Below are 25920 nucleotides of genomic sequence, written 5' to 3'. Positions count from 1 at the left end.
GCCTCCTTACGCGCCGTCACCTATCCCGGCGATGTAGTCCAAGGTGTCCTCGGGTGAAAGGGCGTGCATCCTGAGGGTGTCGAAGGCCTCCGCGTAGGCCATGAGGTCTTCTTTCCGCTCCAGGTAGAGGCTACTCGTCAACTGGTCGAGAACAACCACGTCCAGATCAGAAGTGCTCGGAAATGACAAGATAACGAAAGGCCCGGTGAGGCCGACATGCGCTCCGGCGCCGAACGGCAGTACCTGGAGCCGGACTTGGGGCAGCCGGGCCGCCTCCATCAGCCGTTCCAGCTGCCGGGCCATCACCTCGGGGCCGCCGACCTCGCGCCGCAGCACCGCCTCGTCCAGCACCGCGCTCAGCTCCAGCGGCCGGTCGGCGCGGAGCACGTCCTGCCTGGCCAGGCGCACCTCCACCAGCGCGTCCAGGCCTTCCTCGTCCAGGTCCTTCACGGCCGCCCGGGTCACCGCGCGGGCGTACTCGGGCGTCTGCAGCAGGCCGGGTACGACCGTGGTCTCCAGGGTGCGCATCGTGCTGGCCTGTGACTCCAGGCTGATGAAGTCCCGGTACGTGGGTGGCAGCACCCCGCGGTAGGCGTGCCACCAGCGGTCCCGGTCGCCCGTGTCCTCGGAGCCCGCCAGCATCAGCAGCAACGCGCGCAGGTGCCCGTCCCGCACCTCGTAGGCGTCGAGAAGTAACCGCACATCGGCTGGTTTCACACCACTGGCGCCGGTCTCGATACGGCTGACCTTCGACTGATGCCAGCCGACCAGTCGGGCCGCCTCACCGCTCGTGAGCCCAGAGCCGATACGCAGCGTGCGCAGTTCGGCGCCCAGTTTGCGGCGGCGTACTGCCGGCCCGTTCTGCATGGGCTCCTCCTTACTCCTTCCGGGCCGCCCAAATACGGTCTCCCGTCGTAGAGTTCACCGCTTCGGGCGACAGATATATGCATATCTTGGTGGATCGCTCCCCGTGACCGGTCCCGTGATGGCAGGCTGACGAGCAAGCACCAGTCCGGGACCGTACTCGAACCATCCGGCTCCGTGTCGGACTGCGGTCCCGTGGGAAAGGGACGACGTCGCCATGGCAGACCATTTGGAAGCATCCGTCACTCTGCCGAGCGATCCCGCCTCGGTCTCCGCCGCCCGCACGTATGTCGTGGGTACGCTCGCGGAGTGGGGCCTGCCGTCGGACACCGAGACGGCCGACACCGTGCGGCTCATCGTCTCCGAACTCGCCACGAACGCCGTACAGCATACCTTCGGTCAGTCACCCACCTTCACGGTTGACATCGCCCTGGACCGCGACGAACACCTCCGCATCGGCGTCACGGACAGTCATCCGCGCTTCCCGAAGAGACTGCCCGCCGCCGTCCAGCAGGACAACGGCCGCGGCATGGTCATCATCCGCTGGCTCACCGCGGAGTGCGGCGGCAAACTCCGCGTCCGCCCCACCCGCGAGGGCGGCAAGACGGTCTCCATCGAACTCCCGTGGATCATCCCGGCCGAGCCGGTGCCTGCGGTCGGGCCACAGGAGCCGTAGCCCTCCGGGCGGAGGCGCGTGGTGCTGGTGCTCTCACCGCGTGCCGGGTCGGGGAGGTCGGTGGCGGGGCCGAGAGTGGGGTGGGGGGAGGGGCAGGGAGAGGGCTGTTGGTGACGGCGAGTCCAGAGGCGGCCAGGGGGCCGGGACGCAGGGTGCGGGACGGTGGGCCGGGTGGCGGCGCGGCTCCCCCCTTCGGCGCTGGACGAGGACGCCCTGGCCGAGGTGGCGTACCGGCGCCTCGAACTCCCGCTGATCGCCGGGTCCGGACCGGGAGAGCTCTCGTGCGGCGCTCGGGAGGCGTGGGTGCCGTCTGCGGTTTCCTTCGCCGGGGCAACAGCGGGCAGGGCCGGTCCGAGGTGCCGTGACGGGGCTTCAGGCGCCGGACGCATGCCCCTCGCGGGTAGCCCCCAGTGCGCCACGCACTGCGTGCGCTCGGGTGGCTCACGTTCCCGGCGCGCGGCCCGCTCGGCCGAAGGCGCCTCGGAGCAGGGCGCGGAAGGCGTCCGCGGCCGGTGTGGATTCGTCCGGGCGGTAGGCCACCGAGATGGTGCGGCGCAGCCGGCCCGCCTCCAGGGGGCGTACGCCCACCGGTGTGGCCGCCGTGCGGGCCACCATCTCGGGGACGACGGCCACGCCGAGCCCGGCGCTGACGAGCGCGCAGACCACGGCGTATCCGGGGGTCGGGACCAGCAGGGCCGGTGTGGCGCCCGCGTCGGACAGCAGGGCCTCGATGTCCCGGCGGGCGGGATGCTGCGGTGCCATGCTGATCAGCGGCTGGCCGGCCAGATCGGCCAGGGGCAGCCGGGAGGAGGTGCTGCTCAGGGCGTGGCCCGGCGCGGTCACGAGCACCAGTTCCTCCACCAGCACCGGCTCCAGACACACCGACGACGGGACGGGGGAGGGCTCGGCCGGGTGGTAGGTGTGCGTCAGTGCCAGGTCCACCTCGCCGGACGCCACGGCCGTGACCCCCGTCGGCGGGTCGTAGTCCGCGACCGACAGCGTCACGTCCGGATGCGCCCGGCGGAACGCGCTCAGCGCCGGCGGCAGCAGATGCACCCCGGCCGTCGGGAAGGTGCCGAGCCGCAGGGCGCCGCCGGTGAGACCGGTCAGCCGGGCCAGCTCGTGCCGGGCCTGATCCAGCTCGTCCAGGACCCGCCGGGCCCGTGCCACCAGCACCTCGCCCGCCTCGGTGAGCCGGGCCCCGCGATGGTGCCGTACCAGCAGCGCGGCGCCGGCCTCCCGCTCCAGCTTGGCCAACTGCTGGGAGAGGGCGGGCGGTGTGTAGCCGAGCCGGTCGGCGGCCCGGGTGATGGAGCCGGCCTCCGCGACGGCCACCAGCGCGGCCAGCCGAGTGGGGTCGTACATGGGACGAGCCTAAAGCATTGCTTCAGGCTCACCCAGAGGACTGGAAATACCTGCTGAAGGCCCAGCCGGGGCAGGCTGGGCGCATGGACGGACAGCTCATCGCCTTCACCGGCATCGCCGCCGGACTGGTCGCCATGCCGGGCGCGGACTTCACCGTGGTCGTACGCAACGCGCTGGTGTCGCGCCGGGCCGGCGCGGTCTGCGGACTCGGCATCGCGGGTGGACTCCTGGTGCACGCCACCTTGGCGGTGGCCGGTGTCGCGGCCGTGCTGGTGGCCGTACCCGCGCTGTTCCGGGCGCTGCAGTTGCTGGGCGGCGCCTATGTGCTGCAGCTCGGGGTGCGCACGCTGCGGTCGCTGCGGGGCGCCGTCCAGGCGCCCGAGGAGACGACGGCCCGGCCTGCGTATCCACTCCGGCAGGGCTTCGTCACCAACGTCCTCAATCCGAAGGCGTCGCTGACCTTCCTCAGCCTGCTGCCGCAGTTCGTGCCCGCCGGGAGCCCCGCACTGCCCCGGACCCTGCTGCTCGCGCTCATCGTGTTCGCGCTGGCGCTGCTGTGGTTCCAGGTGGTCGCGCTGCTGGTCGACCGCCTGGGCAGATGGCTGCGCCGGCCCCGGGCCGCCCGTGGACTCCAGGCGGGCACCGGGGTGGCACTGACGGTGCTGGGAGCGGCCCTGCTGCTGGAGCCGCTCCTGCCCTGAGGGTGGCTCAGCTGACCCTGCCGTACCAGACGTTGTTGGTCCAGAGCTTCTGGAGCCGCACCACGTCCCCGGTCCTCGGCGCGTGCCAGATCTTCCCGTGGCCGGCGTAGATGCCGACGTGGTAGACGTAGGAGCCCGAGTGGAAGAACACCAGGTCACCGGCCTTGCGCTGGCCGGAGGAGATGTGGTGCGTCTTGTTGTACTGCTGGGCGGCGGTACGCGGCAGGGTCTTGCCCGCCTTCTTGTACGAGTAGAGCGTCAGCCCCGAGCAGTCGAAACTGCGCGGCCCGGTGGCGCCGTACCGGTACGGCGCCCCCTCCTCGGAGGCCGCGACCTGCAGTGCTTTTGCCGCGAGGGTCGCGGCCGAGGCCTCGGTGGCGAGCCCGGGGACCGCGATCGAGCCGCCGACGGCGGCGAGGGTGAGGGCCGAGGCCGTACCGGCCCGGGCCATGAGCGACGGGACACGATTGAGCGCAGTCATGCGCAACCCTTCGTCAGCCGCCTGTGAAGGATGACCTGTCGGATTCGGGCTGGCGAAGTTGCCCGGCCGCGTTGCCGCGGCTTCACCCCAAGGGCTGCTCGGAACCTCAGGCCGTCTGCGACGAACAGACGAACATCCGTTCCGGCGACCCGTCTTGCCTGGGTCCTCCACTCCTGCCGATCCACTCCTGTCGACCGGTCGTCCGGGTGGCGGCAGGACTCGGCGTCCGCCCGGACCGCCCCGCCGCGGTGGCGGGGGCTTGTCGTCGGACGGGATCTTCACCCACACCAGTCCGAAAATCCCAACGCATCCGCGGATTTGTGGCGTTACTCACCACTCGCCCGTTCGGGTGGACAGTGCGGTGTTCGAGGTCCCGTCAGGTCCGGGACGTAGCCCCGGACCTGGGGCGGAGCGCTTTTCCGCGAACGGTGGACCGGTGTGGAGCGCAAGTCGGGAGGCGCGGAAAACGATCGGGATATACACCGGTCGGCGGTACATCGTTCGGCCCGTTTCAAGTCCGGTCCGGACGGCCGATGTCGACAAGTCGTCAGATTCGGCCCGGCCCGGCGTCCGGATCAGCCGCCGCCATCGGTCGGGAGCGCGACGCGCGCGGTCCGGCGTTCCCCGTCCAGCACCCTCAACGCCCGTGCCAGTGTGTCCCCGTACAGCTCCGTCTCGCCCCGCTGGTGCATCGACGCGAGGGCGTCACGCAGCTCTGCGGACTTGCGCACCAGGGCCTGGGCTGCGCGCAGCCCGCGATAGGTGTCCCCGCCGTGCGCGGGATTGATGCGGCCCAGCAGGTCGGCGGCCTCCAGGTAACGGTCGATCAGGTCGCCCTCGGCTCGGGTCAGTGCGGGCAGCGGCGGCAGGTCCGGCAGCATCGGCGGCTCACCTCGCGTCCGGTGCGCCGGGGGTGCTCCGCCGGCCGGGCACAACGGCGTCCACCAGGCCGTAGGCCACCGCCGCGCGGGCGTCCAGGACCAAGTCCCGCTCCAGGTCACGGTGTACCTGCTCGGGTGTGCGCCCGGTGTGCCGTACCAGCATCTCCTCCGTCAGCGCGCGGATCCGGGCCAACTCCTCGGCCTGGATGATCAGGTCGCTGAACTGGCCCTGCAAGGGTTCGGGGAGTTGCGGCTGTTCGATCACCATGCGTGCGCCGGGCAGGGTGAACCGCTTGCCCGGTGTGCCGGCCGCGAGCAGCAGCGCGGCATGGGAGACCACCTGTCCCAGGCAGTAGGTCGCCACGTCGCAGCTGACGTAGCGCATCGTGTCGTAGACCGCCGTCAGCGCACTGAACGTACCGCCGGGGGAGTTGATGTACAGCGTGATGTCCCGCTCCGGGGCCGCGTGTTCGAGGTACATCAACTGCGCCATCACGTCGTTCGCGGCCGCGTCGTCCAGCGCGGTCCCGAGGAAGACGATCCGGTCCTCGAACAGCTTGCCGTAGGGATCGAGCGTGCGGACGCCGCCGCTGGTGCGCTCGGTGAATTCGGGCAGGACATATCGGGCGAACGCTCGGGACATGGGCATACCCCTCCTCATTGCACGGCCTCCGGTCGGCTCGGGTTCTGTAAAAAATGTACAGGACGTACCTGACGTACGATGGGTGTATGGCCTACGAGATTCCGGTGACGCAAGCCAGGGCTGAGCTCGCCGACCTGATCAACCGCGTGGTGTACGGCGGTGAGCGCGTCGTCGTGACGCGGCACGGCAAGCCGTTGGTCGCGCTGGTATCGGCCGCCGATCTGGAGCGGCTGGACGCGCTCGGGGAACCGGCCGAGGAACAGGTCATCAGCTCGGTCTCGGGTGTCCGTGAGGTCGGTTCCGCCCCGCGCGAACAGCAGCGGTTCGGGATCGCCGCCGAGCATCGCGGCCCCGGCATGGCCGCCGAGCATCGCGGTCCCGGCGTGTCCTGATCCGCGCGGGTGCCCGGCCCGCGCGGATATCGGGGTATGGGGGCTTCCATCGCCCGGTCATCGGTGGATCAAGGTCTGGTTAACGTCGCTGAAACTCCGGCGTTCTAGCCTGCCGATCCACGCCATCAGGGGTTTTTCTGCCCGGATTGACGACGATCCGGGGATTTGTCTGCGTGCTACACCTATCCCCGTTGCGATGGCTGCGGCAACCGGACCCCGCACGGTCCGGAGCAAGGACTGAGGTGGGACGTGCAACTGACCCCGCACGAGCAAGAGAGGCTGCTGATCCATGTGGCGGCCGACGTGGCCGAGAAGCGCAGGGCCCGCGGGCTCAAGCTCAACCACCCGGAAGCGGTCGCCCTGATCACGTCGCACATCCTCGAGGGCGCGCGTGACGGCCGTACGGTCGCCGACCTCATGTCCTCCGGCCGCAAGCTCCTCAGCAGGGACGACGTCATGGCCGGGGTCCCCGAGATGATCCACGACGTCCAGGTCGAGGCCACCTTCCCCGACGGCACCAAGCTCGTCACCGTCCACGAGCCGATCATCTGACGGGGGCCGTGATGATTCCCGGAGAGATCCTGTTCGCGGACGACCCCGTCCTCGTCAACGAGGGCCGCGAGGTCACCCGTCTCACCGTCCTCAACGCCGCCGACCGACCGGTCCAGGTCGGCTCCCACTACCACTTCGCCGAGGCCAACCCCGGCCTGGAGTTCGACCGTGCCGCAGCCCGCGGCAAGCGGCTGAACGTCGCCGCCGGCACTGCCGTGCGCTTCGAGCCCGGCATCCCCGTCGCCGTCGAACTCGTACCCCTCGCCGGCGCCCGGATCGTGCCCGGGCTGCGTGGGGAGACCGGAGGTGCCCTCGATGCCTGAGATCTCCCGCGGCGCCTACGCCGACCTGTTCGGGCCGACCACCGGTGACCGCATCCGGCTCGCCGACACCGACCTGCTGATCGAGATCGAGGAGGACCGCTCCGGCGGACCCGGCGCGTCCGGCGACGAGGCGGTGTTCGGCGGCGGCAAGGTCATCCGCGAGTCCATGGGCCAGGCCCGCGCCACCCGGGCCGAGGGCACCCCGGACACCGTGATCACCGGCGCGGTGATCGTCGACCACTGGGGCGTCGTCAAGGCCGACATCGGCATCCGCGACGGCCGGATCGCCGCGATCGGCAAGGCCGGCAACCCGGACACCATGGACGGCGTCCACCCCGACCTGGTCATCGGCCCCGAGACCGAGATCATCGCGGGCAACGGGCGGATCCTCACCGCCGGCGCCATCGACGCGCACGTCCACTTCATCTGCCCCCAGATCGCAGACGAGGCGCTGGCCTCCGGCATCACCACCCTCGTCGGCGGCGGCACCGGGCCCGCCGAGGGCTCCAAGGCCACCACCGTCACGCCCGGCCCCTGGCACCTCGCCCGGATGTTCGAGGCGATGGAGGCCTACCCGGTCAACGTCGGCTTCCTCGGCAAGGGCAACACCGTCTCGCACGAGGCGATGCTCTCCCAGATCCGCGGCGGCGCGGCCGGCCTGAAGCTGCACGAGGACTGGGGCTCGACCCCGGCCGTCATCGACGCCGCGCTGACCGTGGCGGACCGGACCGGCATCCAGGTCGCCATACACACCGACACCCTCAACGAGGCCGGCTTCGTCGGCGACACCCTCGCCGCGATCGCGGGCCGGGGCATCCACTCGTACCACACCGAGGGCGCCGGCGGCGGGCACGCGCCGGACATCATGACCGTGGTCTCGCAGCCCAACGTGCTGCCCAGCTCCACCAACCCGACCCGGCCCTACACCGTCAACACCGCCGAGGAACACCTCGACATGCTGATGGTGTGCCACCACCTCAACGCCGCCGTCCCCGAGGACCTGGCGTTCGCCGAGTCCCGGATCCGGCCGTCCACCATCGGCGCGGAGGACGTCCTGCACGACCTCGGCGCCATCTCGATCATCTCCTCCGACTCCCAGGCCATGGGCCGCGTCGGCGAGGTGATCCTGCGCACCTGGCAGACGGCCCATGTGATGAAGCGCAGGCGCGGGGCGCTGCCCGGCGACGGGCGCGCGGACAACCACCGCGTGCGTCGCTATGTCGCCAAATACACGATTAACCCCGCGCTCGCCCAGGGCCTCGCCGCCGAGATCGGCTCCGTGGAGAGCGGCAAGCTCGCCGACCTCGTGCTGTGGGAGCCGGCGTTCTTCGGGGTCAAGCCGCAGCTCGTGCTCAAGGGCGGGCAGATCGCCTACGCGCAGATGGGCGACGCCAACGCCTCCATCCCCACCCCGCAGCCGATCCTGCCCCGCCCGATGTACGGCGCGATCGGCCGGGCCCCGGCCGCCAACTCGGTCAACTTCGTGGCCCCGTTGGCGATCGAGGACGGGCTGCCGGAGCGGCTGGGCCTCGGCAAGCGGTTCGCGGCGATCGCTTCCACACGTGCGGTGACCAAGGCCGACATGCGCGAGAACGACGCCCGGCCCGACGTCCGGATCGACCCCGACAGCTTCGCCGTGCACATCGACGGCGAACTGGTCGAGGCCACCCCGGCCGCCGAACTGCCCATGGCCCAGCGCTACTTCCTCTTCTGAGGGCGTCGCGATGTCACGGACAGCACTTCTCGTCCTGGCCGACGGCCGCTTCCCCGCGGGAGGACACGCGCACTCCGGCGGGGCGGAGGCCGCCGTCAAGGCGGGCCGGATCACCTCCGCCGCGAGCCTGGAGGACTTCTGCCGGGGCCGGCTGCACACCGCCGGGCTGGTCGCGGGCGCGCTGGCGGCCGCCGCCGTACTCGGCGTGGACCCCGGGGAGCTGGACGCGGCGGCGGACGCCCGCACGCCGTCGCCCGCCCTGCGGACCGCTGCGCGGAGGCTGGGACGGCAGCTGCTGCGGGCCGCCCGAGCGAGCTGGCCGTCGGCCGAACTCGACGCGCTGGCACGGGAGTTCCCCAAGGGTGCCCATCAGCCCGTCGTGCTCGGCATGGCCGCGCGGGCGGCCGGACTCGCCCCGCAGGACGCGGCCCACTGCGCGCTCTACGAGAGCGCCAGCGGACCGGCCACGGCCACGGTACGACTGCTGAGCCTGGACCCGTTCGACGCGACGGGCGTACTGGCCCGGCTCGCGCCGGAGCTGGACCGCGTCGCGGACCGGGCCGTCGAGGCGGCGCGGAAGGCGGCCGCCGAGGGCAGCGACGCGCTGCCCGCCGGTTCGGCACCGCTGCTGGAGGTCATGGCGGAGGAACACGCCGCATGGCCGGTGCGACTGTTCGCTTCATGATCTTGCCCGTCCGCCCGTCCGCCCGTCCCCCGTCCGCCCGGATCACCTGGTTCAAGGTGACCGTTCGAGGTCCCAAGCCCTCCCGCACACGTGATCCGGCCTCTCGCCCCTACAGGAGCCGTACCCATGCACCTCGACCACACCCACCCCGGCCCCGCCGCCCTCAGCGCGGACGCCCACCGGCCCGACGGCTCCCGCCGTGCCCTGCGCATCGGGCTCGGCGGGCCCGTCGGGTCCGGGAAGACCGCGACCGTCGCGGCGCTCTGCCGGGCCCTGCGCGACGAGCTGTCGCTGGCCGTCGTCACCAACGACATCTACACGCGTGAGGACGCCGCGTTCCTGCTCCGGGAGGCCGTGCTGCCGCCCGAGCGGATCACCGCCGTGGAGACCGGCGCCTGCCCGCACACCGCGATCCGCGACGACATCTCCGCCAACCTCGAAGCCGTGGAAGACCTGGAGGACGCGGTCGGACCGCTGGACCTGATCCTCGTCGAGTCGGGCGGCGACAACCTCACCGCGACCTTCTCCAAGGGGCTCGTGGACGCGCAGATCTTCGTGATCGACGTGGCCGGCGGCGACGACATCCCGCGCAAGGGCGGCCCCGGCGTCACCACCGCCGACCTGCTCGTCGTCAACAAGACCGACCTCGCCCCGTACGTCGGCTCCGACCTCGCCCGGATGGCCGCCGACGCCAAGGACCAGCGGGCCGAACTCCCCGTCGTCTTCCAGTCGTTGCGCGCCGAGCGGGGCGTCGCCGACGTGGCCGCCTGGGTGCGCGAGCGGCTCGCCGCGTGGACGGCGTGACGGCCGCCGGGGTCCGGGCGGACGCGCGGATCGTGGCCCGCGCCGACGGCCGCGGCGGCACCGCGCTGCCCGTCCTGGACAGCGACGGCCCGCTGGCCCTGCGCCGCACCCGGTCCGGCGGCCGCGAGGCGAGGGTCATGGTCGTCGGCGCGATGAGCGGCCCGCTCGGCGGCGACCGCTTCTCGCTCGCGGCGAGCGTGACCGAGGGTGCCCGGCTGCACGTCGGCTCCGCCGCCGCCACCCTCGCCCTGCCCGGGCAGGCCAAGGGCGAGGCCCGCTACGACGTACGGCTCGACGTGGCCGACGGCGCCGAACTGCACTGGCTCCCCGAGCAGTTGATCTCGGCCCGCGGCAGCGACCTGCACGTCACCACCCGCGCCGAACTCGCCGCCGGCGCCCGGCTCGTGCTGCGCGAGGAACAGGTGCTGGGGCGGGCGGGAGAGGAACCCGGGCGGCTCACCAGCCGGCTGACCGTGCGGGTCGCGGGCCGTACGGTGCTGGACCAGGAGCTGGCCTGCGGGCCCGGGGCGCCGGGGGGCTGGGACGGACCGGCGGTGCTGGCGGGGCGCCGCGCGGTGGGCCAACTGGTCGTGGTGCGACAGGAGTTCGCGGGCCATCCGGTCGAGCCCCGGCTGCTGGGCGAGTGCGCGGCCCTGATGCCACTGGCCGGCCCGGCAGTCCTGGTCAGCGCGGTGGCACCGGACGCACTGCGCCTTCGACGAGTCCTGGACGAGGCACTGACCTGCCTCGGCTGAAGTACGCCCCTCCCTACCGAACATGACCATCCGTTTATCGGATTGGTAAAGATGGCGGGCGCCCCCTGTTCTCAGACGGCTCACAGCCGAGACGATCCCCGAACTGACCACTCGCAGTGATCCTGATGTAGGGGGAGGGGCCCACTTGAGGGACAACAGACCGAAGAGCCGCCTGCTGGCGCTCGGTTCGGCCGGAGCGCTCGTCACCGCCACCCTGATCGCCGGTGCCGTCTCGGCGCCCGCGGCCAGTGCCGCCGGCCGGCCCGACCAGGGCCGGGAGGCCAAGGGCGCGGAGACAGCCGCCGCCCGCGCCGCCAAGGCCGGTATCGACTGGCAGGACTGCCCGGCCGACTGGGGGCTGGAGAAGCCCATCCAGTGCGGCTGGGTCAGCGTGCCGCTGGACTACGCCCACCCGTACGGCAAGCAGATCAAGCTCGCCGTGGACCGCATCGGCAACACCGGCACCAAGGAGGAGCGCCAGGGCGCCCTCGTCTACAACCCGGGCGGTCCTGGTGGCTCCGGCCTGCGCTTCCCGCGCCGGGTCACCACCAAGAACGCCGTCTGGGCGAACGTCGCCAAGGCCTACGACTTCGTCGGCTTCGACCCGCGCGGCGTCGGCCACTCCGCGCCCATCTCCTGCGAGGACCCGCAGGAGTTCGTGAAGGCGCCGAAGATGGACCCGGTGCCGGACACCGAGGCGGACAAGACCGCCCAGCGCAAGCTGGCCCGCAGTTACGCGGACGGCTGCCTGGACCGCACCGGCCGCGCGATGCTCCAGCAGATGACCACGCCGAACACCGCCCGCGACCTGGACGTCATCCGCGCCGCGCTCGGCGAGAAGAAGCTCAACTACCTCGGCGTCTCCTACGGCACCTACCTCGGCGCCGTCTACGGCACCCTGTTCCCGGGCCACCTGCGCCGCATGATCGTGGACAGCGTGGTCAACCCCGCCCGCGAGAACATCTGGTACCAGGCCAACCTGAACCAGGACATCGCCTTCGAGGGCCGCTGGAAGGACTGGGAGGACTGGGTCGCCGCCAACGACGCCGCCTTCCACCTCGGCACCACCCGCGCCGCCGTCCAGGACAAGTGGCTCCAGCTGCGCGCCACCGCCAAGAAGAACCCCATCGGCGGGGTCGTCGGCCCGGCCGAGCTGATCTCCTTCTTCCAGAGCGCGCCGTACTACGACTCCTCGTGGGTGCCGGTCGCCACGGTGTTCAGCAAGTACGTCGCCGGTGACACCAAGGCGCTGGTCGACGCCGCCGCGCCCGACCTGTCGAACACGGCCGGGAACATCTCCGCGGAGAACGGCAACGCCGTCTACACGGCCGTCGAGTGCACCGACGCCAAGTGGCCCACGAGCTGGAAGAAGTGGGACAGGGACAACACCCGGCTCAACGCCCAGTACCCGTTCATGACCTGGGCCAACGCCTGGATGAACCTGCCGTGCGCCACCTGGCCGGTCAAGCAGCGGACACCGGTCCACGTCACGACCCACCAGGGCCTGCCGCAGGTGCTGATCGTACAGTCCACCCGGGACGCGGCCACCCCGTACGAGGGCGCCGTCACCCTGCACCAGCGGTTCCAGGGCTCCCGTCTGATCACCGAGAAGGACGCGGGCTCGCACGGGGTGACCGGTCTGGTCAATCCCTGCATCAACCAGCGCGTCGACGCCTACCTGATCGACGGCAAGCTGGATGGCGCGGACGTGACCTGCGGCCCGCACGCCACGCCCAAGCCGTAACCGGGATCGTACGGTGACGAGGGGCGGCCGGACTCTCCGGCCGCCCCTCGCTCATGCCGCGAGCCGGGCGCCCTCGGCCGCGTAGTCGAACAGGTCCGGATACACCTGGGCGAGGAGCGGGAAGCACTCCCGCCAGTCCCGCCCGGCGAGCGCGTCCGCCAGCCAGGCGACCGTCTCCGGCAGGCTGTCGGCGTACGACACCACCGGCCGGTAACCCAACTCCCGCTCCGCGGCGGACATGTCGAAGACGACCGGCAGCGGAACCGACCACGGCGTCCGGCCGACGGAGCCCTCCGGAGGGCCGTCGAGACACCTCGTCCGCGTCTCCACGCCCATCACCGCGTCGACCGCCGCGCCGATCTCGGCGACCGTCGGCGCCTCGCCGTCACAGGCGTTCAGCACCCGGGTACCGGGCCGGGCCGCCGCCAGCCGGACCAGTTCGGCGATGTTCCGGGCGCTCGACGGATGGAACCGGCTCTCGCCCCGGTACGACAGCACCCGGTTGCGCCTGCCGTCGAGATTCCGTTTCACGAAGCAGAGCTCACGGGGCAGTGGACTGTACGGCCCGTGCACCGCGCCCGGCCGCAGCACGGTCACCGGCAACGTGTCGGAACCCGAAAGGAGTTCACGCTCCAAAGCGGCCTTGCGGGTGCTGTACGACGCCTCGCCCGGAGCCACCGTCGGCTGGTTCTCGGGGACCGGCACCGGGTAGGCCGGAAAGCCGTCCGGCTCGTGCGACGTGTCGAAGTTCCGGCCCGTTCCGTCGTCGTACACGGACACACTGGAGATGACGACCGCCGAACCGACACGGCCCGCCAGGGACGTCAACTGCCGTGCGTGCACGGTGTCGTACGCGACCATGTCGACCACCAGGTCGCAGCCGTCGCCGATCAGCGCGGCCAGTGCCGTGTCGTCGGAGCGGTCCAGCCGGACCGTCCGTACCCCGTCGTCCCACCCCTGGTCCCGGCGGCCGCCGCGCGAGGCGGCCGTCACCTCCCAGCCGTCCCGCACCAGCGCGTCCACCGTCGGACGGCCGATCTGCCCGCTCGCCCCGATCACCACAGCTCTCTTCATACGGTGAGCCTAGGCACGTGGGCCGCCCGGGCGACGGTCCTTCTGCCGTCGGCAGAGGCGGTTCAGCCGAGCGGCGCCCGCGGGAACCTGCGCTCCCTCGTGCCCTTCTCGGCGGCCTGCCGCTCCTTGACGACGGCCGCGTACTCGTCGACGTACTCCTGCTCCGACAGGGCCAGGATGGAGTACATGATCTCGTCGGTGACGGCCCGCAGGATCGCCTTCTCCTGCTCCATACCGGCGTAGCGGGAGAAGTCGAGCGGCTTGCCGAAGCGGATGGTGACCGGGCGGATGCTCGGGATGACCTTCCCCGGCGGCTGGGCCTCGAACGTGCCGATCATCGCGCACGGCACGACCGGCACGCCGGCCCTCAGTGCCATCACCGCGACGCCGACCTTGCCCTTGTAGAGCTTGCCGTCGTGCGACCGGGTGCCCTCCGGATAGATCCCGAGCAGCTCGCCCCTGCCCAGCACCTTGAGGCCCTCGCGGATCGCCGCCTGCCCCGCGTCCTTGCCCGAGCGGTCCACCGGGATCTGCCCGGCGCTGCGGAAGAAGAACGCGGTGAGCCGGCCCTTGAGCCCCGGTCCGGTGAAGTACTCCGCCTTGGCGAGGAAGGTGATCCGGCGCCTCAGCATGGCCGGCATCAGGAAGTGGTCGGAGAAGGACAGATGGTTCCCGGCGACGATCGCGGGACCGGAGTCCGGCACGTTCTCCAGGCCCTCGATGCGGGGCCGGAAGACCAGTCTCAGCAGGGGACCCAGCAAGACGTACTTGAGCAGGTAGTAGAACACGGCTCTCTCTCCTCACCACCAGCCCTCTTGGAACTGGCGTTTCCCCAGGTCAGCTCTTGAATTTCGAACATGCACCGATGTGCACCTGTCGTCATCTGTAGCCAGGTCCGGCCGGTCTCATGCTGACCCCCCTTGCGCAGTGGGCTGACGGCTGGTCGGACGACGGTCTGAAGGCGTGGCTGGGATTTCGGCAACTGGTGGTGTACATAAGGCAGTTGTTGCGCCTTCGAAAGCGCGACAGGCGGTGATCGCGGTGACCCTCCGGTCGTTCTTCCTGCGATCGCCGACCCCCCTCATGCACAGCGAAAGGCACATGTATGGCGAACAACCGCAGGATGCGCCACGGCGGACGGGTGCTGGCGCTCACGGTGGCTGCCCTGGGCGCGGTCGCGGCGACAGCCGTTCCGGCCTCGGCCGACGACCAGCCGACCCGGGCACAGATCATGTCCGACTGTGGCTCGGGCGAAGGGAAGTGCACCTTCAACGACCCGAAGCTGGGCCAGGCGTACCTCGGAGGCTTCCACCGGGTCTCCGACGCGCTCTACAACTGCAGCACCTCGCCCGCCACCCAGTCGATGACCTGGTCCGACACGGTCGGTTCCACGGACTCGGCGGGAGTGTCCGTGACCGTCGGCGGCAAGATAGCGGACATCATCGACGTCAGCGTGACGGCGACCTACAGCCACACCTGGTCGAGCTCGCACTCGGAGACCAGCTCCGTCAACATGACGGTCCAACCCGGTGAAGTCGGCTGGATCTCCCGTGCGCAGGTGATGCAGACCGTCTCCGGCACCTGGCAGACCCATTACGACGACCGGAGGTGGGGTCACTACTTCTGGTTCGTCCCCGACGTCGTCACGGGGCCCGCCCCGAACGGCACGGACGGCCAGAGCAACGCGGTGGTCGTCAAGTCCAGGAAGATGACCGCCGAGGAGAAGCGGTCCTGCTCGAGTCGCTCCGGCAAGGCCAGGACGTTCGTCGTCCACGGCTGATCCACCGCTCGCGTGCGCGTCGCTGCCGGTCTGCGTCACGTCGATGGACGGGTACGGGCCGACAGTGGAGCACGGGCTGAGACGGGGCAAGGGCTGGGCCCGCACCGCAGTGGCGCGGTGCGGGCCCAGCCCTTGCCGGCCGGGCCGGCGCCGCCGTCAGAAGGCGCCGGTGCCGTCGGGTGTGCCGAGGCCGGTCGGCCCGTCGTATCCCGGCTTCGCGGTGCACAGGTAAGTGCCTCCGCAGGAGCCGTTGCTGCCCGACGTGACGTCGTTGAGTGCCGACGTGTGGCTGTACGGATACGAGCCGTTCACGACCTGGGAGGTGTTTCCGGCCAGTGCGTAGACGCTCGCGATGATCGGCGACGAGACGCTGGTGCCTCCGACTTCGACCCATCCGTCGGCACCCTGTGAGAGGCCGAGCTGAAGCTCGGTGTCGCACAGCATTCCGCCACCGCAGTTGTTGTAGGTGTCGTAGACCGCCACCCCGGTGTTGGGGTCGGCGACCGCCGACACATCGGCGACGGTGCGCTTGGCGCATCCGGAGTCATGTTGCCAGGACGGCTTGGCCTCGTACGCCGAGCAGCCGGAGCCCGCGCCGCTCCAGGCGGTCTCGGTCCAGCCGCGCGAGTTGGACGCCTTGCTCAGCGACGTGCCGCCCACGGCGGTGACGTACGGGGAGGAGGCGGGCCAGGAGACGCCGTAGCCGGAGTCACCCGAACTCGCTGTGATCGCGACGCCGGAGTGCTTGAAGTGCGAGTCGAAGGACGTGATGGTGTTGTCCTCGGACCCGCCCCAGCTGTTGGAGACAGAGACGACGCCCGACGTGGAGGCGGCGGTGTCCTCGGCCTTCATGAGATCCGCGACGTCCGTCGAACCTGCCTCGACCAGGAGGATGTGGCAGCCGGGGCATGTCGCCGAGACCATGTCGAGGTCGAGGCTGATCTCCTCTGCCCATCCGTAGTCACCGGAGGGCAGCGGCGATGCCTGGCCACGCTGATTCACCTTGTGGAAGCAGCCATTGGCGGTCGTGCACGACGGCAGACCGTAGGCACGGCGATAGGCGGCCAGGTCGGACTCGGCGTTCGGGTCGTCCATGGCGTCGACGATCGCCACCGTCCGGCCGGATCCCGAGGTACCGCCCAGGTGATAGGCGGAACGCAGATCGGACGGCATGTAACCCGCCGTGGTCGGGGATCCGGTGGTGAACGGTGACATGCGGCCCGAGGCGGTGCGGTGGTCCTTCAGGACGCCGAAACAGCGGGCCTGTCCCGCTTGCGCGGGATGGGCGCAGCCGAAGTCCGTTCTGCCCGTGGAGGCCGACGCGTGCGGGGCGGAGGAGAGAGCGGCGGCCTGGGCACTGGCGGCCAGGCCGATGGCGAGCGCGGTGCCGGTGAGGGTGAGCATCGCGGTGAGGGCAGCTGCGATCCGCCGCCCCTGACGTCTCGCTCGGGGGCGGTGGATCACCAGGGATCCGGAGGGTATCTCGCGTCGTTGCATCAAGCCTCCGTGCGGTTTGAGGCGGTTCGGAAGGGCAGGCCACATGGCGAAAAGCAGCATTGACAGACGACATGTCAGGTGAGCTGCGGGCCAGACGATTCACCATGCGGCCGCCGTCCTGCGCTGGTCAAGGCCATGCCAATGCAGGTCTTGTGAGGCTGCCGCGGTGAGCGGGTGAACCAAATGCGGTGGCCCTCCGCGAACGCCTTGAGTTCGCCACGGCGGCCCCAACCGCACCAGCGCCGGCCAACCGAAGGCCGATGGAGGGGCCGAGTTCCTCGTCCTCTACGGCAGGTCGTCCTCTACGGCAGGTCGGCGCGCTTCGCCAGTACGCGCAGCGCCTCGTTCAGCGCCTTCCGTTGCTCCTCCGTCAGACCGGCCACGAACTCCTCGTCCAGGGCCCGCGCCATGGACGTGCAGCGGTCCAGCAGGCCTTGCCCCTTCTCCGTGAGTGTCAGTACCTGCCGTCGGCGGTCCTGCGGATCCCGCACCCGCTTGACCGCGCCGAGACCCTCCAAGTAGTCGGCCAGCGACACCATCAGGCTGGGCGCGACCCCCATCCGCGCGGCCAGTTCCTGCTGGGATGCCACGGCGGCAAGGCTGAGCGTGGCCATCAGACCGACGTGCTTGGGCTTGAGGCCCAGCTCCTCGATCCGCCGTGTGAACCGGTCGGTGACCACTGTGCCGAGGGTGCCGAGCCTGAACACCACGGTCGAGGTCAGGCCCGACGCATCGTCGGCCGCCGCCTCATTGACATCACTCATGTCGAGAATGATAGCGTCGAATAACCATTCACGATATGAATGATTCACGGGGAGGCGTAAGTATGAACTCGTCCACCGTCCAGACCGTCCTCATCGCCGCCAACGGCCTTGCCTCCCTCGCCTCCGCCGGCTTCTGCGTCGCCGGAGTGTTCAGGCCCGGTCTTGCCCTGCCCGAGGGCATGGCCGTCAACGGGGGCACACATCTCTACGCGAACGCCTACGGAGCCAGGGCGATCCCTCTCGCCGCCGTCACCCTCGCCCTGCTCGGCATGGGCGACCGGTCTGCCGTCGCCCCCGTTCTGGCCGTCGCCGGTCTGGCCCAGATCGGCGACTCCGCGATAGGCGTACAGCAACGCAACAAGGGCATGACCATCTGTGCCGGTCTCCTCGGTGTTCTTCACCTCGCGTCGGCGGGGTGGTTCCACATGCACTGAACACTCAGTGGCCCGCGTCTCGAGCAAGCATCAGGGCGACGGTGGTGGGAGATCGGGAAGAGCCCGGTCGCCCTGAGCCGACGGAGCCGTGCGACAGGCGTACGGGGTGAAATGCGCCGGGGGATGGTCGATGGGCAGGTCGGGGCGCCAGGCGGTGAGGATCTGGGCGCTGCACACGAACAGGCCGTCGGGCAGCCGGTCCAAGGGGTACCAGGACCAGTCACCGACGCTCTCGTCCGGCTGCGTGGCCGGCCGGCCGTGCCAGGCGTTCACGAGGGCGCCGACGGTGACCCGTACGACGTGTTCGACGTGGTCGACGAGCGTGCCCAGGAGAGTGATGTCGTCGGGCCGGGCGATCAGGCCGGTCTCTTCGGCGAGTTCACGGATCACGGTCGCTTCCAGGGACTCCCCGGCCTCCACGGTTCCTCCCGGCAGTTCGAGGGTCCCTCGATGGTGGCGCCCGAGGAGCACGCCCTGGTCGCTGAGGACGACGGCGCCGACGCCGATGGCCGCGTGCGGCACGGGCGGCCGTGCGGTGCGGGGCCGGCTGGAGATGCGCGAGGACCGGTCCGGGAGGCGGCGCGCGCGGATGAGCTGCTGTACGACGGGGCTGTTCCCGTCCGAGGGGCGCAGCAGGTCGATGGCCTCGACCCGGAAGCCGTGCTCGGTGAGCAGGTCCTCCCACAGCTGGGGGGCCAGGACCCACATCTGGGTGGGCAACGGCGGATCGTCGCGGAGTCTGATCATCTGTTCGCGCGGCGCGACAGTCGAGGACGGACCGTGGCCGTGCAGGTCGGTGTGGAGGAGAGAGAGGACCAGCGGTGCACCTGGGCGCAGGCCGTCGCGCAGCGCGGGCAGGACGCGGTGCGGGTCGGTGAAGGCGAGGGTGCCGATGGCGTACGCGGCGTCGAAGGGCTCGGCGGTGCGCAGGTGGTCGGCCACGTCGCCGTGCACGAACTGGACGCCGGGAGCGCCCGCATGCGCACCGGTGGCGCGTTGGTGCTGGGTGAGGGACAGCTCGATCGCGGTGACCAGTGCCCCGTGGGTACGGGCCAGGTGCACGGCGTGGTGCCCGGCGCCGGAGCCGATGTCCAGGACGCGTTTGCCGGTGACGTCGCCGAGGACCTCCGCACCTGGACCGACTCCGTTCCACGGGGCCCATTCCAGGCGTTCGGGGACGGGCGGCACATACGCACGGCTCAGCTGACGTCTGCCGTACACGGTCCATGCTTCGGCGTTGAGGTCCTCTTCGGACATGGGAGACTCCTGAGAGCAGAGGGGGAGCGGTGACGGGGCGGCTTCAGCGTCCGGCTTCGCGGCTCACGGACCGGTCACGAGGTAGTTCGGGCCCTCGCCCCGGCGTGCGCGTTCGATGGCATCGAGACGGGCGAAGAGCACCTCACCCATGAGCCGGTGCCAGTCGGTGAGATCGTGGACGGCCCACAGATCGTGTTCGGCCGGGTCGAGCCGGATGCGGCGCAGCTGCTCGGAGCCGAGCCGGCCGCCGTCGAAGACGAAGCCGACCTTGCCCAGCGGCCGGCCGGGGCCGGGGCAGAGGTAGTGCGTCAGCAGGAGGCGGGGTTCTCCCCGGCCGAGTTCGAGTCCGGTCTCCTCACGTGCTTCGCGGCGTGCGGTCTGCAGGGGGTCTTCCGCGGCGTCGGCGTTTCCTCCGGGGAACTGCCAGGGCCGATTGCCGTACACGGAGCGCAGCTGTACCGGGCGGTCGTGTTCGTCGCGGAGGTACAGGCAGGCGTACACCGTGTGGTGGGGCACCGTCTGAACGTACTCGGCGGGAGCCATGGGCAGGGGCCGTCCGGGACGTCCCGGACGGTGGTCGAACTCGAAGGCCAGGGGACCCAGCGCTTCCCTCTCGGGCGGGTAGATGCGGCGGAGGTTGGTCAGTTGCTCCTCGCGCGTGGAGTCGGGATCGATGCGCCCCGGATCCTCGGCGTCGAGCAGTTCGTCGAACGAGGTGTACGGGGTGATCCGCTGCGCGACGACGTCGAGTTCCCGTCCACTGCCCGGCTCGCGGAAGACGATCGTGTCCCCGGCCTCCACGGCCGCTTTCGTGGGGGTTCGGACGCGTACCTCGATCGTCTTGCGTCCGGACTCCACCTGCGCGTAGTAGCGCTCCCGCAGGTCGAAGTGGTGCTGCCGCAAGGGGGGTGGGGCGCCTTGACGGTCAGTGAGCGCGTGCCGCGTGCGGTCGGCCGATGACTCGGACGAGGGCGTGGCCTCGACCGGGTGAGGGCCGCGCAGCACCACGAAGGCCAGTCCCTCGGTGTCGTGGCGCTCGACGGCGGACCAGCCGGCCTGCAGTCGGGCGAGCTCGTTCTCGTCGAGGGCGATGCCTCGCCGCTCGGCCGGGGTGTCGGCGGCGAGGGGCGCGATGACCACGACGGCACCGCCGGCGCGCAGGCGGCGGCCGAGGGCCTGCATGGTTCGGTCGCGGTGTTTCAGGAAGGGATACACGAACCGCAGGGTGATCACGTCGTAGCCGTCGGCGTGCAGGGGTGTCCAGTCGTCGCCCTCGATGTCCAGGCGCAGCCACCGGGCGGCCTTTCCGTGCTGGGCGGCTGCCTCGGCCAGCGCGTTGTCGGACCAGTCGACGGCATCGACGCGGTGGCCCAGCGAGGACAGGTGGGCCGCGAGATCGCCGACCCCGCACCCGATGTCGAGGGCTCTGCCGTCGACGGGGGCGGGCACATGCGTGGCGAGCAGTGACCGCTCATGGTCGCCGAGTCGGCGATAGCGGTGGCCGGCGGCGTAACCGGTGTTCCATTCGGCCTGGGTGGTGAACACGAGGTTCACGTCCTTTCCGGAGGAGTCGTCACAGCGGGTCTTTCGGGCAGGCTCACGCGGGATCCACGACGGTGGGGGAGGCGGGGCGGGGAATGGTGCCCGTGGGCATGTACTGGGCGGCCTGCGCGTCGAACATCGAGGCGTAACGCCCCTGGGCGGCCATGAGCGCGTCGTGGCTGCCGTGTTCGACGAGCCGTCCGTGGTGCAGGACGTAGATCTGGTCGGCGTGGCGGACGCCGGACATCCGGTGGGTGACCAGGACGACGGCCCGGTTCGGGGCGGCGAGCCGGCGGATGCGGTCGAAAGCGGCGATCTCGGCCTCCGGGTCGAGGGCGGAGGTGGGCTCGTCCACGATGAGGAGGCTGTCGTCGTCCGAGGTGGAGCTGCGCCAGTGGGTCCGGGCGAGCCCGATCTTCTGCCACTCGCCGCCGGACAGTTCGCTGGCGCCGCGGAACATCCGGGCCAGCAGGCTGCGCAGGCCGTCGGGGAGTTTCGTGATGACCGGTCCGGCACCCGCGTAGTCGACGGACGGCTGAAGGTCCTCGGGGCGGGCCTCCCGGCCGGGCCGGCCGATCCGGATGTTCAACGCCGCGGTCACGGGCCAGCGTTGGAAGTCCTGGGTGAGCAGAGCGACGCGGTCGAAGACCTGGGCGCGGTCCAGGGAGGCGACGTCGGCCTCACCCCACCGTACGGTCCCGCTCTGCGGCAGCAGCAGGCCAGACAGCACCTTCATCAGCGTGCTCTTGCCGGAGCCGTTCTCGCCCACGACGGCGGTGACCGAGCCCATGGGCAGCGTGAGCGAGACCCCGTCCAGGGCGGGGGTGTCCCGGTCCGGGTAGCGGTAGCCGACCTGGTCGAGAACGACCTGCTTCACCTGTGCCGGAACGGGATCGCCCCCGCCGGGAATGGTGCGCCGTGCCGCCTCGTCCAGGAAACGGGCGTGGTCGCGGACGTACAGGGACTCCTCGTGCAACTGGTTGATGTTCATCACCAGCGCGCCCAGGCTCGCCGAGCCGGACCGGACGGCGATGACGGCGGTCCCGGCCACGGCCAGACCCATGTGCCCGCTCATGATCAGCAGGAACATGGCCGCGTACGTCGCCGCCATGGCGAATCCGGACAGCGCGGCGGCCAGCCACTCGGTGACGGCTTTGCCGGCGGCCAGCCGCGCTTGCTCGGCCTCGGCGCTCTCGGCCATCCGCTCGTAGCGGCTGAGCAGGAACGGCCCGACGGCGTGGATGCGCACTTCCTGTGCGGCGGAGCGCTCGGTGAGCAGGTTGCCGATGAGACGGCTCGCCCGCACGTGCTCGATCCAGCTCATCACCGACACATACCGTTCCTGCGCCACGCGCATCGCGCCCCAGCCGCGCGGCGCCGCGATCAGGATCAGCATCGGCAGCAGGACCGGGTGGAGGATGGTGAGCACGCCCGCCGTGGAGACCAGGGAGATGGTCCCGTTCAGCGCGGCCACGCAGGCGCTGATCATGCGGCGGGCGGAGGCGGCGCCGAACTGGGCGACGTCGATCAGCCGCCGGAACGCCGGATCCTCGATGGCCTCCAGCTCCACCGACGCGGCGGCGGCCAGGTACTGGGTCGTGGCGATCCGCTCGACCAGGGGCTCCAGCCGGCCCGCCCGCGAGGTGGACCATCCGGCCAGGCCGGAGTTGACCACGGCTGCTCCGGCGGCGGCGAGCAGTCCCGGCAGGACCGCCTGCAACCGGTGGCCGGGGGTGACCGAGCCGAGCAGTGCGTGCATGACGGCGTTGACCGCGAGCAACCCGATGGCCGCGGCGAAACCCTGCCCGATCTCGCAGATCGCGACCGTGAGCAGAGCGCGGCGGTCCGCGTGCCACGCCATCCGCAAGGTCGTCCCGACCAGCCTCGGCATGGAACGCAGAGCCGACATCATCGTCAGGTCGAGCCGGGCACGCTCGTGTTCGGACCAGCCGAGGTCGTAGCGCAGAGGACCGCCGAAGAGCTCCTGCTCGGCATCGGAGACCGGGGGCTCGGCCATCCGCACGCGTCCGAAGAACCTCTTCACCAGGCGCCTCCCGTGCTCGTGGACGATGCGTCGGGCGCCGGTCGCGCCTGTGTGCCGGGCGAAGTCATCGTGGTCCCCCTTGAGTTGTGCGGCTGGTTCATACGGCTCAACGACTCCGCCGGCATTTCGAACACATGTGTTTCGGTCGTGCTGGTAACCCCGTACTGGAGCGGGCGCCGGAGCATGTCGGTTGCACCGACCCTTGCCGCACAAGGACCGGGCCAGAAGCGGCGGTGGCCGAATCGCCGAGCGTGCCGCCGACCCGCGGGCCGAACGGCACGACGGCGCGTCCGGTGAGTCCGGTCCACAGCGGGCTCGGGCGCAGTCGGCCCTAACCCGGACGCGCCCGGCCACCCCCAGGAACTCCTCGTCCGTGCAGCTCAGTCCGGCTGGTCCGTCGTGGACTGCTCGGCCCAGATGATCTTGCCGCCGAGGATGAAGCGGGTTCCCCACCGCTGGGTGAACTGGGAGACCAGCAGCAGTCCGCGGCCGCCCTCGTCCGTGGCGCGCGGATGGCGCAGATGGGGCGCGGTGGCGCTGCCGTCGGAGACCTCGCAGATCAGGGCTTCCCGGTCCCTGATCAGCCGCAGCCGGACGGGGCCCTCCGCGTGCCGGATGGCGTTGGTGACCAGCTCGCTCACCACCAGTTCCGTGGTGAACACCAGCTCCTGCAACCCCCACTCGCTCAGCTGCCGGCCGGCCTCCTTGCGGGCGTCGGCGACCACGGCCGGGTCCGCGGGCAGCACCCAGTCGGCGACCCGGCCGGCGCCGAGCAGCCTGGTGCGGGCCATCAGCAGGGCCACGTCGTCGTGCGGCCGGGCCGGGACCAGCGACTCGACCACCGCCCGGCAGCGCCTGTCGAGCGTGGGGGCGCCCCGTTCCAGAGCCCGGCGCAGCCGGTCGCGGTCCGCGGCGACGGCCCCCGCACTGTCCCGGTCGTCCCCGTGGACCAGCAGCCCGTCGGTGTGCAGGGCCAGCATGCTGCCCTCGTCCAGGGTCAGCTCGACCGCCTCGAAGGGCGGACCGCCCGCCCCGAGCGGCGACCCCTGCGGCAGGTCGACGAAGCTGACGGCGCCGTCGGGCAGGACGACGGCGGGCGCGGGATGGCCCGCGGCGGCCATCGCGCACTCGCCGGTGACGGGGTCGTAGACGACGTACACGCACCCCGCCCCCACCGCCTGGATTCCGGCGGCCTCCGGGTCCTCGGGCCGGACGCCCTCTTCCCGGGCCATCCTCCCCACCAGGTCGTCGAGGTGCGCGAGGACCTCCTCGGGCGGCAGATCGAGTGCTGCGAGGGTGTGAACGGCGGTGCGCAGCCGCCCCATGGCCGCCGCGGCGTCGATCCCGTGCCCCGGCACCTCGCCCACGACCAGGGCAACGCGCGCACCGGACAGCGGGATGATGTCGTACCAGTCGCCGCCGAGGCCGGTCAGCTCGTCGGCGGGACGGTAGCAGGCGGCCACCTCCACCGCCTCCTGCTCGGGCAGCCGGCGCGGCAGCAGGCTGCGCTGCAGGACCAGGGCCGCGTCCCGCTCGCGGGTGTAGCGACGGGCGTTGTCCACGCAGACCGCCGCCCGGGACACCAGGTCCTCGGCGAGACTCAGGTCGTCCTCGTCGAACGGGTCCTGACGGTGGCGCCGGAAGAAGGTGGTGACGCCCATCGTGATGCCCCGGGCGCGGATGGGCACGATCATCACGCTGTGCAGGCCCAGCTCCAGAAAGGTCGCCGCCCGGCCGCCCGGGAGGCCGGTGGCCCACTCCTTGGCGAGCGGGTCGAGCCGTTCCTCGCGCCAGGACCGGCCCGTGGTCAGACTGCGGATCGGCGGCGATCCGGCGAAATAGGCGGCCGCCTCGCCGATCCCCACGACGGCCTCCGGGACCCCGGCCATCACCGACTGGTGCCCGGCCCGCCGCAGCCGCACCTGGTCCGTGTCGCGCACCGGCCCCGGCTCCGGCTCCGCGCCCCGCAGCACGGACTCCAGCAGGTCCACGCTGACGAAGTCGGCGAACTCCTGCACGCCCGTGTCGGCCAGTTCCTGCGCGGTCCGCACGATGTCCAGGGTGCGGCCGATCTGCTCGCCGGCCCGGTCGAGCAGGGCCAGGCGCTGCCGGGCGCGGTACCGCTCGGTGATGTCGACGACCGTGTAGTAGACGCCCATCGGGTGGCCCTGGTCGTCGTCGAGGCGGGTGAACGACATCATGTGCGCCGTCTCCCGGCGCGGCGCGGACCGCACCTTGCCGACGTGCTCGTAGCCGACCACGGGCCGGCCGGTCTCCAGCACGTGCCGCATCTGCGCCTCGATGCCCTCGGAGTCGAGCCCCGGCTGGATCTCCGCCAGCCGCCGCCCCAGCCGCTCCTGCGGGGAGCCGCCGCCGTACCGCTCCAGGGCCGCGTTCGACCACACGCACCGCAGATCGGTGTCCACGATCGCGATGCCGACCGGGGAGTCGGTCACCATCTGTTCCAGCACCCCACGGCTCATGTCCCAGCCGCGTCCCCCGGCCACGTCGGAGACGAGAACCAGCCAGTGCGCTGCCCCGCCGGGTTCCACAGCCGGAGTGATCCGCACCATCACCCGCATCGGCTGCCCGCCCTTGCGCCGCGCGGTCAGCAGACCCGCCCAGCCGCCGTCCCTGCGGCAGCGCTCGGCCAGTTCGGGCACCCGCTCGGCGTCCTCCGCGGACAGCAGGCCGGTCACCCGGGTGCCCACCACCTCGGCGGCCGTGTACGCGAGCAGACGCTGGGCGCCCTGCGTCCAGCTCGTCACCACGCCGTGCGCGTCGAGCAGCAGGGGCGCGGCGTCGGCCACGTCGAACCGCCGGGTGACGTCCTGCTCCTCGTGAGTGCTCACGGCCGACCTCTCTCTAGCTGAGAGTGGTCTACCCCCTCATGGCTCAATCTTCACCCTTGGGGCGAACGAGCGGCGGGACGGGGGGCGGCCCGTAGC

At 71.2% G+C, this 25920-nt stretch carries 25 protein-coding genes and 1 riboswitch; of the genes, 12 read left to right on the top strand and 13 right to left on the bottom strand.

The genetic code is table 11. The features are described 5' to 3' along the window. Positions 1 to 6 precede the first annotated feature (6 nt). Complete coding sequence (locus tag ACFYZB_RS13105) at positions 7 to 867, bottom strand: helix-turn-helix domain-containing protein (protein WP_388757858.1); 861 nt, start codon at positions 865 to 867, stop codon at positions 7 to 9. A 214-nt stretch (positions 868 to 1081) separates the two neighbouring features. Here ACFYZB_RS13105 and ACFYZB_RS13100 point away from each other — a divergent pair, with 214 nt between their 5' ends. Further along, positions 1082 to 1540, top strand: a complete 459-nt coding sequence (locus tag ACFYZB_RS13100; protein ID WP_388757856.1) for an ATP-binding protein — start codon at positions 1082 to 1084, stop codon at positions 1538 to 1540. Positions 1541 to 1981: 441 nt separating this feature from the next. Here ACFYZB_RS13100 and ACFYZB_RS13095 read toward each other — a convergent pair whose 3' ends face one another. After that, complete coding sequence (locus ACFYZB_RS13095) at positions 1982 to 2905, bottom strand: LysR family transcriptional regulator (protein WP_388757854.1); 924 nt, start codon at positions 2903 to 2905, stop codon at positions 1982 to 1984. A gap of 83 nt (positions 2906 to 2988) precedes the next feature. On the opposite strand from ACFYZB_RS13095, the gene ACFYZB_RS13090 reads away from it, so the two are divergent. Then, positions 2989 to 3606 carry a LysE family translocator gene (locus tag ACFYZB_RS13090; RefSeq protein ID WP_388757851.1) on the top strand — a complete coding sequence of 206 codons (618 nt, stop codon included), beginning with the start codon at positions 2989 to 2991 and terminating at the stop codon, positions 3604 to 3606. A gap of 7 nt (positions 3607 to 3613) precedes the next feature. Here the strand turns inward: ACFYZB_RS13090 and ACFYZB_RS13085 are convergent, their stop codons facing one another. From ACFYZB_RS13085 to ACFYZB_RS13075, 3 genes are all read right to left on the bottom strand, one after another. Next, complete coding sequence (locus ACFYZB_RS13085; protein WP_388757849.1) at positions 3614 to 4087, bottom strand: C40 family peptidase; 474 nt, start codon at positions 4085 to 4087, stop codon at positions 3614 to 3616. Between the two features lie 3 nt (positions 4088 to 4090). Beyond that, positions 4091 to 4312: riboswitch (cyclic di-AMP (ydaO/yuaA leader) on the bottom strand. A gap of 350 nt (positions 4313 to 4662) precedes the next feature. After that, a complete protein-coding gene (locus ACFYZB_RS13080; RefSeq protein ID WP_388757847.1) occupies positions 4663 to 4968 on the bottom strand; it encodes a hypothetical protein in 306 nt (101 codons plus the stop codon). Positions 4969 to 4975: 7 nt separating this feature from the next. Beyond that, a complete protein-coding gene (locus ACFYZB_RS13075) occupies positions 4976 to 5611 on the bottom strand; it encodes an ATP-dependent Clp protease proteolytic subunit (RefSeq protein ID WP_388757845.1) in 636 nt (211 codons plus the stop codon). A gap of 86 nt (positions 5612 to 5697) precedes the next feature. Between ACFYZB_RS13075 and ACFYZB_RS13070 the strand changes: the two genes are divergently transcribed. From ACFYZB_RS13070 to ACFYZB_RS13035, 8 genes are all read left to right on the top strand, one after another. Then, the gene (locus ACFYZB_RS13070) at positions 5698 to 6003 is read left to right on the top strand and encodes a type II toxin-antitoxin system Phd/YefM family antitoxin (protein ID WP_388757843.1); all 306 of its coding nucleotides are present in this window, start codon (positions 5698 to 5700) and stop codon (positions 6001 to 6003) included. A gap of 249 nt (positions 6004 to 6252) precedes the next feature. Next, the gene (locus ACFYZB_RS13065; protein WP_351204914.1) at positions 6253 to 6555 is read left to right on the top strand and encodes an urease subunit gamma; all 303 of its coding nucleotides are present in this window, start codon (positions 6253 to 6255) and stop codon (positions 6553 to 6555) included. Positions 6556 to 6566: 11 nt separating this feature from the next. Further along, positions 6567 to 6878 (top strand): urease subunit beta, encoded by a 312-nt coding sequence (locus ACFYZB_RS13060; RefSeq protein ID WP_388757840.1) that lies wholly within the window; start codon positions 6567 to 6569, stop codon positions 6876 to 6878. Beyond that, a complete protein-coding gene (locus ACFYZB_RS13055; RefSeq protein ID WP_351204912.1) occupies positions 6871 to 8592 on the top strand; it encodes an urease subunit alpha in 1722 nt (573 codons plus the stop codon). The genes ACFYZB_RS13060 and ACFYZB_RS13055 overlap by 8 nt, the downstream gene beginning before the upstream one ends. Before the next feature lie 10 nt (positions 8593 to 8602). Next, a complete protein-coding gene (locus tag ACFYZB_RS13050; protein WP_388757837.1) occupies positions 8603 to 9277 on the top strand; it encodes an urease accessory protein UreF in 675 nt (224 codons plus the stop codon). Between the two features lie 126 nt (positions 9278 to 9403). Then, entirely contained in the window at positions 9404 to 10081 is a 678-nt protein-coding gene (ureG, locus tag ACFYZB_RS13045) for an urease accessory protein UreG (protein WP_351204908.1), read from the top strand. Then, entirely contained in the window at positions 10078 to 10836 is a 759-nt protein-coding gene (locus ACFYZB_RS13040; protein WP_388758112.1) for an urease accessory protein UreD, read from the top strand. The genes ureG and ACFYZB_RS13040 overlap by 4 nt, the downstream gene beginning before the upstream one ends. 145 nt (positions 10837 to 10981) lie before the next feature. After that, positions 10982 to 12580, top strand: a complete 1599-nt coding sequence (locus ACFYZB_RS13035; RefSeq protein WP_388757834.1) for an alpha/beta hydrolase — start codon at positions 10982 to 10984, stop codon at positions 12578 to 12580. A gap of 51 nt (positions 12581 to 12631) precedes the next feature. Here ACFYZB_RS13035 and ACFYZB_RS13030 read toward each other — a convergent pair whose 3' ends face one another. Both ACFYZB_RS13030 and ACFYZB_RS13025 read right to left on the bottom strand, forming a co-directional pair. Then, positions 12632 to 13654 carry an NAD-dependent epimerase/dehydratase family protein gene (locus ACFYZB_RS13030; RefSeq protein ID WP_388757831.1) on the bottom strand — a complete coding sequence of 341 codons (1023 nt, stop codon included), beginning with the start codon at positions 13652 to 13654 and terminating at the stop codon, positions 12632 to 12634. 62 nt (positions 13655 to 13716) lie between these two features. Then, positions 13717 to 14442 carry a lysophospholipid acyltransferase family protein gene (locus tag ACFYZB_RS13025; protein ID WP_388757829.1) on the bottom strand — a complete coding sequence of 242 codons (726 nt, stop codon included), beginning with the start codon at positions 14440 to 14442 and terminating at the stop codon, positions 13717 to 13719. A gap of 317 nt (positions 14443 to 14759) precedes the next feature. Between ACFYZB_RS13025 and ACFYZB_RS13020 the strand changes: the two genes are divergently transcribed. Beyond that, positions 14760 to 15434: a hypothetical protein gene (locus tag ACFYZB_RS13020; protein WP_388757827.1), complete on the top strand. Its 675-nt coding sequence runs from the start codon at positions 14760 to 14762 to the stop codon at positions 15432 to 15434. A gap of 156 nt (positions 15435 to 15590) precedes the next feature. Here the strand turns inward: ACFYZB_RS13020 and ACFYZB_RS13015 are convergent, their stop codons facing one another. Continuing rightward, positions 15591 to 16931: a peptidase S8 gene (locus tag ACFYZB_RS13015; protein WP_388757825.1), complete on the bottom strand. Its 1341-nt coding sequence runs from the start codon at positions 16929 to 16931 to the stop codon at positions 15591 to 15593. A gap of 302 nt (positions 16932 to 17233) precedes the next feature. Continuing rightward, positions 17234 to 17695 carry a MarR family winged helix-turn-helix transcriptional regulator gene (locus ACFYZB_RS13010; RefSeq protein ID WP_388757823.1) on the bottom strand — a complete coding sequence of 154 codons (462 nt, stop codon included), beginning with the start codon at positions 17693 to 17695 and terminating at the stop codon, positions 17234 to 17236. A gap of 62 nt (positions 17696 to 17757) precedes the next feature. Between ACFYZB_RS13010 and ACFYZB_RS13005 the strand changes: the two genes are divergently transcribed. Then, complete coding sequence (locus ACFYZB_RS13005) at positions 17758 to 18129, top strand: hypothetical protein (RefSeq protein WP_388757821.1); 372 nt, start codon at positions 17758 to 17760, stop codon at positions 18127 to 18129. Between the two features lie 30 nt (positions 18130 to 18159). Here the strand turns inward: ACFYZB_RS13005 and ACFYZB_RS13000 are convergent, their stop codons facing one another. The 4 genes from ACFYZB_RS13000 to ACFYZB_RS12985 all read right to left on the bottom strand — a co-directional run bounded on the left by ACFYZB_RS13000 (position 18160) and on the right by ACFYZB_RS12985 (position 25824). After that, complete coding sequence (locus ACFYZB_RS13000) at positions 18160 to 19386, bottom strand: NUDIX domain-containing protein (protein WP_388757819.1); 1227 nt, start codon at positions 19384 to 19386, stop codon at positions 18160 to 18162. A 63-nt stretch (positions 19387 to 19449) separates the two neighbouring features. Beyond that, positions 19450 to 20931: a methyltransferase gene (locus tag ACFYZB_RS12995; RefSeq protein WP_388757817.1), complete on the bottom strand. Its 1482-nt coding sequence runs from the start codon at positions 20929 to 20931 to the stop codon at positions 19450 to 19452. Between the two features lie 52 nt (positions 20932 to 20983). After that, entirely contained in the window at positions 20984 to 22972 is a 1989-nt protein-coding gene (locus ACFYZB_RS12990) for an ABC transporter ATP-binding protein (protein ID WP_388757816.1), read from the bottom strand. Between the two features lie 380 nt (positions 22973 to 23352). After that, on the bottom strand, positions 23353 to 25824 hold the full coding sequence (locus ACFYZB_RS12985) for a SpoIIE family protein phosphatase (protein ID WP_388757814.1): 2472 nt from the start codon (positions 25822 to 25824) through the stop codon (positions 23353 to 23355). Positions 25825 to 25920: the final 96 nt, after the last annotated feature.

This window comes from Streptomyces sp. NPDC001852, assembly GCF_042891825.1.
In the GTDB taxonomy this organism is placed as follows: Bacteria; Actinomycetota; Actinomycetes; order Streptomycetales; family Streptomycetaceae; genus Streptomyces.
The sequence above is the reverse complement of the archived record's forward strand: the minus strand, read 5'-3'. Positions and strand labels throughout refer to the sequence as shown.

Bases quoted from the DNA above. Each gene is read 5' to 3' on its own strand.
- ACFYZB_RS13105 (WP_388757858.1), bottom strand. From the start codon at position 867: ATGCAGAACGGGCCGGCAGTACGCCGCCGCAAACTGGGCGCCGAACTG.
- ACFYZB_RS13100 (WP_388757856.1), top strand. From the start codon at position 1,082: ATGGCAGACCATTTGGAAGCATCCGTCACTCTGCCGAGCGATCCCGCC.
- ACFYZB_RS13095 (WP_388757854.1), bottom strand. From the start codon at position 2,905: ATGTACGACCCCACTCGGCTGGCCGCGCTGGTGGCCGTCGCGGAGGCC.
- ACFYZB_RS13090 (WP_388757851.1), top strand. From the start codon at position 2,989: ATGGACGGACAGCTCATCGCCTTCACCGGCATCGCCGCCGGACTGGTC.
- ACFYZB_RS13085 (WP_388757849.1), bottom strand. From the start codon at position 4,087: ATGACTGCGCTCAATCGTGTCCCGTCGCTCATGGCCCGGGCCGGTACG.
- ACFYZB_RS13080 (WP_388757847.1), bottom strand. From the start codon at position 4,968: ATGCTGCCGGACCTGCCGCCGCTGCCCGCACTGACCCGAGCCGAGGGC.
- ACFYZB_RS13075 (WP_388757845.1), bottom strand. From the start codon at position 5,611: ATGTCCCGAGCGTTCGCCCGATATGTCCTGCCCGAATTCACCGAGCGC.
- ACFYZB_RS13070 (WP_388757843.1), top strand. From the start codon at position 5,698: ATGGCCTACGAGATTCCGGTGACGCAAGCCAGGGCTGAGCTCGCCGAC.
- ACFYZB_RS13060 (WP_388757840.1), top strand. From the start codon at position 6,567: ATGATTCCCGGAGAGATCCTGTTCGCGGACGACCCCGTCCTCGTCAAC.
- ACFYZB_RS13055 (WP_351204912.1), top strand. From the start codon at position 6,871: ATGCCTGAGATCTCCCGCGGCGCCTACGCCGACCTGTTCGGGCCGACC.
- ACFYZB_RS13050 (WP_388757837.1), top strand. From the start codon at position 8,603: ATGTCACGGACAGCACTTCTCGTCCTGGCCGACGGCCGCTTCCCCGCG.
- ureG (WP_351204908.1), top strand. From the start codon at position 9,404: ATGCACCTCGACCACACCCACCCCGGCCCCGCCGCCCTCAGCGCGGAC.
- ACFYZB_RS13030 (WP_388757831.1), bottom strand. From the start codon at position 13,654: ATGAAGAGAGCTGTGGTGATCGGGGCGAGCGGGCAGATCGGCCGTCCG.
- ACFYZB_RS13020 (WP_388757827.1), top strand. From the start codon at position 14,760: ATGGCGAACAACCGCAGGATGCGCCACGGCGGACGGGTGCTGGCGCTC.
- ACFYZB_RS13015 (WP_388757825.1), bottom strand. From the start codon at position 16,931: ATGCAACGACGCGAGATACCCTCCGGATCCCTGGTGATCCACCGCCCC.
- ACFYZB_RS13010 (WP_388757823.1), bottom strand. From the start codon at position 17,695: ATGAGTGATGTCAATGAGGCGGCGGCCGACGATGCGTCGGGCCTGACC.
- ACFYZB_RS13005 (WP_388757821.1), top strand. From the start codon at position 17,758: ATGAACTCGTCCACCGTCCAGACCGTCCTCATCGCCGCCAACGGCCTT.
- ACFYZB_RS13000 (WP_388757819.1), bottom strand. From the start codon at position 19,386: ATGTCCGAAGAGGACCTCAACGCCGAAGCATGGACCGTGTACGGCAGA.